Here is a 9497-nt window from a genome sequence, read left to right on the forward strand (position 1 = left end):
AGCGCTGGGTAGCTATGTCCGGAAAGGAGAAGCGCTGAAAGCATATAAGCGCGAAGCCCTCCCCAAGATGAGGTATCCCTTCCGCCTTCGGGCGGACTGAAGGCCCCTGGGAGATGACCAGGTTGATAGGCCGGAGGTGTACGTGGGGCAACCCACTGAGCTGACCGGTACTAATCGGCCGTGAGGCTTGACCATAGTTCGCCCCGCCTTTGCGAGTTTACCGGATCGTTTGTCAGGATCGGGTCGATCCCGATCCATCCCTCCAGGCAGATCCCTCTGTGCCGTAGCCTAATCAGACGATTACAAAACGGTCTTTCGGGTGGGCTCAACCTGCTGTATGCGTACAGCGAACCGCTCAGAAAGCCGTTGATCGTATAGACACTTCGGCGTATTCTGTGCCCGACAGGCAGCACCTTCAAATGAAGCCAACCGAGGGCGTATGAGGCCACTGAAGCGCATTGCGGTTCTTGCACTCGTCGGACTCTCCTGGCAGGCCGGCTCATCGCGCCTGCTCGCCGAGGACACCAAAGGCAAGTGGCAGTTCGGGTTCGGCCTGTCCTATTTCTCGACGGTCGACTACATCCGGAGCAACGCGGATCTCGCGATCGCGAGCGGGATCGTGGACCAGAACGGCCTGCCGTCCGTCGGCTCTGTAGACGAACGTCCCGACATCAATATCATGAACCAGGCGAGCATCCGGGATAATTTCAAGCTGGATTTCAGCGCCAGCTACGGTCTGACCCGCTGGCTTGCCGTCGAGGCCGCCGCCTCCTACATGAAGGCTCCGGTCGGCAACATCGAGTTCTACACCCGGAACGTGACCCAGGGGATCTCCTCGCCGAACGATACGCTGGTCGGCGCCTGCGGCCCCGATCCGGCGAACGCGGCCGATTGCTGGGAATGGACCGCGCAGCTCCCCGACGATGTGAAGAAGAACACGTTTCTGCCGGTCGGGACGATCACGGAAATGCCCATCCACCTGAGCGGCCTGGTCCGCTTCCGCCCGGAGAGTCCGCTCGATCCTTACATCGGTCTGGGTGTGGGCTACATCGTGACCAATCTCAAGAAGGGGGATGAGTTCAATCGGACCGCGGCGTTCATCAGCGATCCCAGCTTCCGGGTCACGGTCGCGGACGAAGGGGAATACAACATCAACAACCGCTGCCGGCGCGAGAACGGCGGGAACTGCACCGATTTCAATCCCGGTCCGCTCGAGGCGAACGTCAAGAACTCCTGGGAGTGGCACGCCGTGGGCGGCGTGGATTATTACATGACCGATCACACCTCGGTCTACGTCGATGCGCGCTACGTCTGGACGAGCGGATCGATCGATATCCGTACCGACGACGCGCACCAGGTGCGCTTCGCCGTCATCGATCAGGGCCGGCTCATCCTCCAGCAGCAGGGCTCGGTCAACCAGCCGTTCCTGTGGGAGGACATCGGCGTGCCGGCGAACCAGGACTTCCACGAAAAGTGCCCGGAGTGCCAGAACGACGGCATGCTCGAGACCGAGGACAAGAACATGAGCGGGGCGCTCGACGCAATCTGCGATCCCACTACAGGCGTGTTCTGCGAGGATGAGGGATTCCTGTACCAGCTGCCTCCGGGGTCACGCACCTTCACCAAGAACGAGATGGGAGAGGCGGTGCGGATCCCCTGTGACCGATGCGCGCACAATGGTCTTCTCGACACGGAGGACGCCAACGGCAACGGCTACCTCGATCGGTTCCTGATCTACGGGGTCGACATCTGCACGACGCCCCAGGGGGGCGGAAATCCTCGCTGCCAATGCGGCCGTCCGGGGCTGCCTGCGTGCCCCACGACCGCCAACTACATCTGGCCGGAGGGGTGCCCGCAGCGCCCCGACCAGCTCGGCCCGTTCGCCCAGCTCAAGGAATCCGGCTGTCCGGCGTTCCCGAGAAATTCCGACGGGAGCTTCGCCAGTTTCGGATCGACCGCGAGAGACAATGCGGCCGACACCTACATCATCCAGGGAGGCCGCATCCGGATGGGCGGGTTCGCGCTGGGTTTCGGGTTCAAGTTCTCTTTCTAGAGATTGTGTGATAGAGTTTCGCGCGGTCTGATAAGTTTCCCGGCGACCATAGCGGAGGGGTCACACCCGTTCCCATTCCGAACACGGTAGTTAAGCCCTTCAGCGCCGATGGTACTGCGCTGGCAACGGCGTGGAAGAGTAGGACATCGCCGGGATAAATTCTGAAGCCCGTGGGTTTTCCCACGGGCTTCTTCACTTTCTGGCCGATCCCGCGATACAATGCGGGCGACGACCTCCTATCCGTAGAGGCCTTTCATGTCCGGGCATTCGAAGTGGCACACCATCAAGCACAAGAAGGGGGCGGCCGATGCCAAGCGTGGCCGCGTCTTCACAAAACTGATCAAGGAGATCACCGTGGCGGCGCGCGTCGGTGGCGGCGACCCGGAGGGGAATCCGCGCCTGCGCACCGTCGTCCTCGCGGCGAAGGCCGCCAACATGCCGAAGGACAATATCGAAAAGGCCATCAAGAAGGGGACCGGTGAGCTCCCGGGCGTTTCGTACGAGGAGGTCTCGTACGAAGGATACGGTCCCGGCGGCGTCGCAGTCTATCTACAAACCCTGACCGACAACCGCAACCGGACGCTTCCCGAGATTCGTCACCTGTTTTCCAAGTTCGGTGGAAACCTCGGGGAGAGCAACTGCGTCTCGTGGATGTTCGAAAAGAAGGGCTACATCGTCATCCCCAAGGACAAGGCATCCGAGGAAGCCCTTCTCGAGGTCGTCCTGGACGCGGGGGGGGACGACGTCCGGGACGACGGCGGGAACTGGGAGGTTCTGTCTCCGCCCGAACGGTTGCATGCCGTCAACGAGGCGCTGTCCGGGAAGGGGATCCCGGCGACGTCCGCCGAGATCTCCATGGTCCCGAAGAATACGGTCAAGATCGAAGGCAAGAAGGCCCAGCAGCTGCTCTCGATGATGGAAGCCCTCGAGGAGCACGAAGACGTCCAGAATGTCTGGGCGAACTTCGACATCGACGAGGCGGAGATCACCGAGCAGCGGGCAGCATCCTGATCGTCGATGCTCATTCTTGGCATCGATCCCGGATCCGTCGTGACGGGCTACGGGGTCGTCGAGAGCGGCACAGGAAGCCTGCGGGCCTTGGCGCACGGCGCGATCATCCCACCCCCTGAACTTTGCTTCCTCGATCGTCTGCCGTACATCGCCGCCGCCATCGAGGAGCTGGTCCACAGGGTCGCACCGGACGGGGCGGCCGTCGAGGACGCATTTCACGCCCGCAACAGCCGGGTGGCCCTCAAGCTGGGGTGCGTCCGGGGAGTCGCAATCCTGCCGATCATGAAGGCCCGCGTGCCGGTCTACGAATACGCGCCCCGGCTGGTCAAGAAGGCCGTGACCGGAAGCGGTGCTGCGGACAAGGACCAGGTTCGCCGGATGGTCCGGCTCCTTCTGGGACTCGGCGCGGCGCCCCTCATCCTGGACGCATCCGACGCTCTGGCGGTCGCCATCTGCCACGCGCATGCCCTGCCCTTCCATCGAATCCGGGAAAGCGCCGCGCAAGCCTGAAGCCATGACAGGAAGACGTGCAGCGGCCATCCTCCTGGGCGTCTCGGCGCTCGTCGTGGCGGCGACCGCCGCGTTCGTCGTGCGCGTCCGCCCGGGGGACCTCGCCCTCGTCTCCTGGCGCGGCGGTGGAACACCCGATCTCAGGATGCCGGGCTATTCGCTGCGGCTGCCGATACTGCAGCGCGTGCAGATCTTCCCGCAGGGCGCGGTCGCCGTGACGGCCACGCTCACCGCCGCCTCTCGCGAGGGGAGCGCCCTCGACATTCCGTACACTCTGAAGGTGTGGCCGGACCGCCAAACTCTCCTGTCCCTGCAGGTCGATGGCGGGGAGGGGGGTGTGACGGCGGCTGTGCGGGCGCTCGTCGAGGAGCAGCTGAAGAAGGCCGCGGCGTCCACCGGCATATACGAGCTGGCCTCCGGGACGGCGAGCGGCGCCATCGTCGCTTTCACGAAGAGGGCGCTGCAGGAGAAGGTCGGTCCGAGTCTCCAGATCTCCCTAGGGAAACCGGTCCTGCCGCCCGAGGTGCGCGCTTCCTTCGAGCGGGCGACGATCTACGGCCGCCGCGTCGAGACCGGCGCGCGCGTCGTCCTCGTCGGAATCGACGCAGGGGACTGGGACCCGATCGATGCGCTCGCCGCGCGCGGGAGGTTGCCGAACCTGTCACGCCTTAAGGCGCAGGGGGCCTGGGCCCGCCTCCGTTCGAACGTCCCGACGCTGTCTCCGCTCCTGTGGACCACCGTGGCCACCGGAAAGACGCCCGATCGGCACGGGATCAACGATTTTCTGGTCATCGATCCCCGCACCGGCCGGATGGTACCAATCAATTCGACCTTCCGTCGCGCCAAGGCGATGTGGAACATCCTCACGGAGGCCGGGCTATCCTCCGACTTCATCGCCTGGTGGGCCACCTGGCCGGCGGAGAGCATCCAGGGTCACCTCATCTCCGACCGTGTCGCCTACTCCACCTTCGATCTCTCCGGACCGAAGCAGGGGCGGGGTGCCGTCTATCCACCGGACTATGCCTCCGTGGTCGATACGCTGCGGGTCTCCGAGGCCTCGGTGAGCTACCCCCAGATAGCCCGGTTCCTGCACATCACCCCTGCCGAGTTCGAGCGGGCGCGCGCGGCGGCATCGCGGCGCCATGGCCTCTCCGAGATGGATCAGTCGATCGACGTCATGACCCGGGTTCTGGCAGCCACCGAAACGTACCGGCGGATCGCGCTCGACCTGCTCGCGCGCGAGTCTTCTGCGGGCTCGCCGGTGCGCTTGTTCTCCGTCTATTTCGAGGGGGTCGACGAAGTGAACCACCGCTTCGCGCATTGCTCACCGCCCCAGGCGCAGCTCTGCCCCGAGGGCGACTACAGGCGCTTCAAGGACGCGGTTGACGAGTTCTACGTCTACCAGGACCGCATTCTCGGCGACATCCTCAAGGCTGCCCCCGGGGCGACGGTGATCGTGATTTCGGACCACGGATTCGCATCAGGGGCGAGCCGGCCGAAGCAGGACAAGCCGTTCATCGAGGGGAAACCGGGGCTCTGGCACGACCTCACCGGGATATTCCTGATCGGCGGTCCACTGGCGGGCCACGGCGAGGTCCCCACAGTGACGCTGTTCGACATCGCACCGACCATTCTCCACCTTCTCGGGCTCCCGGTGCCGGAGGACATGCCCGGAAAGGTCCTGGAGGCCGCCCTGACGCGGGAATTCGTGGCGGCGCACCCTGTGACCCGTGTCCCTTCCTACGAAGGTCTGGAAGGCCCCACAGAGGCGGCAGCAGCCCAGACGGACGAGGCGACCGAACAGCAGATCAAGGAGCAGCTGAAGGCCCTTGGCTACATCGGGGGCGGGGAGGAGAGGCAACCCTCTTCCGCCGCGGCGCCCGCGGAGGCCCAGGGTGGGGCACGCGCCGCATCGCCAGCCCGGAGCGGAGCCGAAACAACTGCGACGGGCGTACCCACGGTCCTGTACCACACGAATCTGGCGGCGGTCTATCTCGCGAAGAAGCAATACGACGAAGCGGAAGCCGAGTTCCGGACGGCTCTGCGCATCGATCCGGCGGCCCCGCAAGCGCTTGCGGGGATGGCATCGGTCCAAGAGGGGCGCGGCAACCTGGATGACGCTCTCGAGTACCTGCAGAGGATCGTGCGGCAGGAGAGCGGTTCGAGCTACCCGACCGTGATGAGGATCGCCGGCCTGTTCATACGGATGGGCAAGCCCGTGGACGGCGCCGCCTACCTGAAGGGACTGGAGCCGAGTTTCAGCAGGAGCAAGGCCCAGGAGCTCGCCCTGCGGATCGCGCTCGGAATGCTCTACACAGCGGCCGGACGTCCGGCGGACGCCGAGGCCGCCCTCAGGCGGGCACTCGTCCTCGATCCCACCTCCGTTCCGGCGATGGGGGAAGTGTTCGCGCTCTACGACGGGCAGGGGCGGACCGCGGAGATGAAGCCGATGATCCAGGCCGCTCTGCGGAAGAATCCGGATTCGGCCATGCACCACGTCTGGCTCGGGCTGGTCCTGCGGAGAGAGGATGATCTGAAGGGCGCCGAGGCCGAGTTGAAGAGGGCGGTCCAGGCGTCGCCCGACCTGGTCGGCGCCCTGGCGAATCTGGGCTCGCTCTACCTGCAGGAGGGGAGGGCGGACGACGCGGTGACGGTGTTGCAGATGGCCCTGCGCAAGGACGCGCGCAACCCGGAATCGCGGACCAACCTGATCGTGGCCCTGGGGATGAAACGCGATCTGGAGGGAGCCCGCCGGCTCGTGAAGGACGCGGAGGGCATGGGCCAGAGGGTGCCGCCCTTCTACAACGCCCTGGCCTACGCGCTGCACGTCAACGGCCGCAACGAGGAAGCCCTGGAGACGTTGCGCGAGTCTCTCCGAATCAACCCGCGGCAGCCGGACGCGCTCAGGTTGCGGTCCGAAATCGAGACCGGGGGTCAGGCAGGGGACCTGCCTTACAGATGAGTCGGGGAGAGGAGTTGCAAACTGAAACGGCCGCGGACCTGTCGCGGATCGCGGAGTCCACGGGGAGGGCCGCATGATTGCGCGCCTGGCGGGTACGCTGCTCGACAAGCAGCCCGGGGCCGCGGTGGTGGACGTGGGCGGCGTCGGATACCAGGTGTCGATCCCGCTCTCCACCTACTATGAGCTCGGCGAGCCTGGGAGTCGTGTCGAGCTGCACGTCCACACGCACGTGCGTGAGGACGTCATCGCGCTGTTTGGATTTCACACCGTGTTCGAAAAGGAGATCTTCTCCCGGCTCATCGGGGTCAGCGGCATCGGCCCGAGGACCGCGCTCGCCGTCCTCTCCGGGATGGGAGCAGCGAGTCTGCTCGAGTCGGTGCGCGGGCGCGACGTCGTTCGTCTGTCCTCCGTCCCCGGGATAGGGCGCAAGACGGCGGAGAGGATCGTGGTCGACCTCGCCGACCGGATCGAATCCCTGCGTCCCTCCCTTGAGCCCGGCTCCGCGGCGGGGGAGGGCGCGCGCGGCGCGGACAGCGACCTCCGGCAGGATCTCGTCTCCGCGCTGGTCAACCTCGGCTACAATGTGCGTGTCGCCGCCGATGCGGCCGGACGCGTCCTGAAGGCCGCCGACGCGCCGTCACCGCCCTTCCAGGCGCTGTTGCGCGAGACGCTGCGTATCCTGTCCCGCTGAAAGCGCGAGCCCGCATGCGGGGCTCGCGAAGCAAGCCGGCCCCGGGTCCCGAGGAGAACGACGTTGCAGAACGACCGCGAGCGCGATCGGTCCAAAGGAAGACGCCGCCACCCGCCGCTCGCGACGGCTCCGACGACCCCGCCCGGCTCGCCGCATGCGCCGGGAGGATTTCTCGACTCCGGCGGACCGACGGCCGATCGTCTCCTCGATCCGGGCGGTCATGTTGATGACCGTGGCGTCGACCTGCGGCTGCGACCTCGCACTCTCGACGAGTACATCGGCCAGGAGACGATGAAGTCCAACCTCAGGGTCTTCATCCAGGCGGCCCTCGAGCGACACGAGCCCCTCGATCATGTGCTGGTCTATGGCCCACCTGGCCTCGGCAAGACCACCATCGCCCACATCCTGGGGCAGGAGATGAGGACGGGCCTGCGCAGCACCTCCGGTCCCGCGCTCGAGCGCGCCGGCGACTTGGCCGCGATTCTGACCAACCTCGAGGCGGCCACGATCCTGTTCATCGACGAGATTCACCGCCTGCAGCCGACCCTCGAGGAGATTCTCTACCAGGCTATGGAGGAGTTCCGCATCGACATCGTCATCGGTCAGGGTCCGATGGCCCGCACCGTCAAGATCGATCTCCCGCGCTTCACACTGGTGGGCGCGACCACCCGCGTCGGACTCCTCACCGGACCGCTGCGGGACCGCTTCGGAATCGTGCATCACCTGGATTTCTATCCCGCAGGCGACCTGGTCAAGATCGTCGAGCGCTCGGCGGGCATCCTGGGTATCCAGGTCGACCGCTCCGGGGCGGAGGAGATCGCCCGCCGTTCCCGCGGCACCCCGCGCATCGCCAACCGTCTCCTGAAGCGCGTGCGCGATTTCGCCCAGGTCGAGGACGACGTGAGCATCACGGGTCCGGTCGCCGAGCGCCATCTCGAGAGGCTCGAGGTCGACCGTTACGGACTCGACCAGCTGGACCGCAAGATTCTCCTGACCATCCAGGAGAAATTCGAAGGCGGGCCGGTGGGAGTGAACACCATCGCGGCCGCGCTCGGCGAGGAGCGCGATACGATCGAGGAGCTGTACGAGCCGTATCTGATGCAGATAGGCTTCCTCGACCGTACTTCGCGCGGGCGGCGTGTCACCGACAGGGCACTGGAACACCTGAAAGTTTCGAGACGACGAGACCAGAAGACGCTTTTCTAGGTTCTCTGGGGAAAATGCCCGACAAGCGTGCGGATGGTCGTCCGGATGAGGACGGGAAGCGCGGTCTCCTGTTCACGTCCGGCCGGGGGCTGGTCTTCGAGAGCCTCCGCAGGGGCTCCGATCACGCGTCGCTGACGACTTCCTGAGTTTTCTCGCTCCCGGCACGGTTCTTTCTACAGGGAGTCTCCCCGCGTCGCGTGGAGGCTCCCGTGTTCGTTCCAGTCCGCTGTCCGCATACCGAGTGCCGGGCCCACTCTTGCCCTGACCCGGGTTTTTTCGTGCGCGACGGGTCGTATCATCCTTTGTGCCGCAGCCACACCGTGCCGCGCTTCCGCTGCAGGGTGTGCGGCCGCGGCTTCTCGCGCCAGACCTTCCGCGCCGACCGCAGCCAGAAGAAGCCGTTCATCAACGCCGCCTGTCTCGACCTCATGGTCGCCTGCGTCGGCCTGCGGCAGGCGGCCCGGGTCCTGCGGGTCGCGCGGCGCACCGTGGAGCGTCGCTTCGCCTGGCTCGCCCGGCACGCCGTGCAGTTCCAGGCCAACCGCCTCGCCACCGCACGCATCCCCGGTCCGTTCCAGCTCGACGAGCTCGAATCGTTCGAGGCGAATCGCTACCAGCCCGTCACCGTCCCCGTGCTCATCCAGCGCTCCTCCCTGTTCATCGTCGCCACCGCCGTCGGACCGCTGCGGCGCAAGGGACGGCTCACCCCGAGGCAGCGGCGGCTCAGGGCCGAGCACGAGGCTCTCCACGGCCGTCGCCCGTCCCAGTCCCATAGGGCCGTGCACGAAGTCCTCAGCCGCCTGCGCAGCCTCGCTCACGCCGCGCCCGTCGTTCTCGAGTCGGACCAGAAGTCCCTGTACGGCCGGCTCGGCAGGGAGCTCCTCGGGGCTCGCTTCGTCTGGCGCACTCACTCGGCCTCCGCCCGCCGCGACCGGGGCAACCCGCTGTTCCCGATCAACCACACGAACGCCCGGCTGCGCCATTTCCTGGCGCGCCTGCGGCGCCGTACCTGGTGCGTCAGCAAAAGACGCCTGTGGCTGCAGGCCCACCTCGCCATCGCCACG

The 9497-nt window shown here is 66.0% G+C and carries 8 protein-coding genes and 2 rRNA genes; all 10 read left to right on the forward strand.

Annotated elements, in window-relative coordinates; all coding sequences use genetic code 11:
* Positions 1-195 (forward strand): 23S ribosomal RNA (locus tag VEW47_03085); the annotation flags it as partial.
* A 244-nt stretch (positions 196-439) separates the two neighbouring features.
* On the forward strand, positions 440-2053 hold the full coding sequence (locus VEW47_03090) for a hypothetical protein (protein HYS04155.1): 1614 nt from the start codon (positions 440-442) through the stop codon (positions 2051-2053).
* Between the two features lie 38 nt (positions 2054-2091).
* Positions 2092-2208, forward strand: a 5S ribosomal RNA gene (gene rrf / locus VEW47_03095).
* Positions 2209-2308: 100 nt separating this feature from the next.
* Positions 2309-3064 carry a YebC/PmpR family DNA-binding transcriptional regulator gene (locus tag VEW47_03100; protein ID HYS04156.1) on the forward strand — a complete coding sequence of 252 codons (756 nt, stop codon included), beginning with the start codon at positions 2309-2311 and terminating at the stop codon, positions 3062-3064.
* A 6-nt stretch (positions 3065-3070) separates the two neighbouring features.
* Positions 3071-3574, forward strand: coding sequence for a crossover junction endodeoxyribonuclease RuvC (gene ruvC / locus VEW47_03105; protein HYS04157.1), 504 nt, complete (start codon positions 3071-3073; stop codon positions 3572-3574).
* Between the two features lie 4 nt (positions 3575-3578).
* Positions 3579-6536 carry an alkaline phosphatase family protein gene (locus VEW47_03110; GenBank protein HYS04158.1) on the forward strand — a complete coding sequence of 986 codons (2958 nt, stop codon included), beginning with the start codon at positions 3579-3581 and terminating at the stop codon, positions 6534-6536.
* A gap of 73 nt (positions 6537-6609) precedes the next feature.
* Positions 6610-7227 carry a Holliday junction branch migration protein RuvA gene (gene ruvA / locus VEW47_03115; protein HYS04159.1) on the forward strand — a complete coding sequence of 206 codons (618 nt, stop codon included), beginning with the start codon at positions 6610-6612 and terminating at the stop codon, positions 7225-7227.
* Between the two features lie 243 nt (positions 7228-7470).
* The gene (ruvB, locus tag VEW47_03120; GenBank protein HYS04160.1) at positions 7471-8433 is read left to right on the forward strand and encodes a Holliday junction branch migration DNA helicase RuvB; all 963 of its coding nucleotides are present in this window, start codon (positions 7471-7473) and stop codon (positions 8431-8433) included.
* Positions 8434-8447: 14 nt separating this feature from the next.
* Positions 8448-8579 (forward strand): hypothetical protein, encoded by a 132-nt coding sequence (locus VEW47_03125; GenBank protein HYS04161.1) that lies wholly within the window; start codon positions 8448-8450, stop codon positions 8577-8579.
* Positions 8580-8711: 132 nt separating this feature from the next.
* Positions 8712-9497, forward strand: a 786-nt coding sequence (locus tag VEW47_03130) for a hypothetical protein (protein HYS04162.1), incomplete at its 3' end; no start/stop codon positions are given.

The organism is Candidatus Dormiibacterota bacterium (genome assembly GCA_035635555.1).
Taxonomy (GTDB): Bacteria; Acidobacteriota; Polarisedimenticolia; order Gp22-AA2; family Gp22-AA2; genus Gp22-AA3.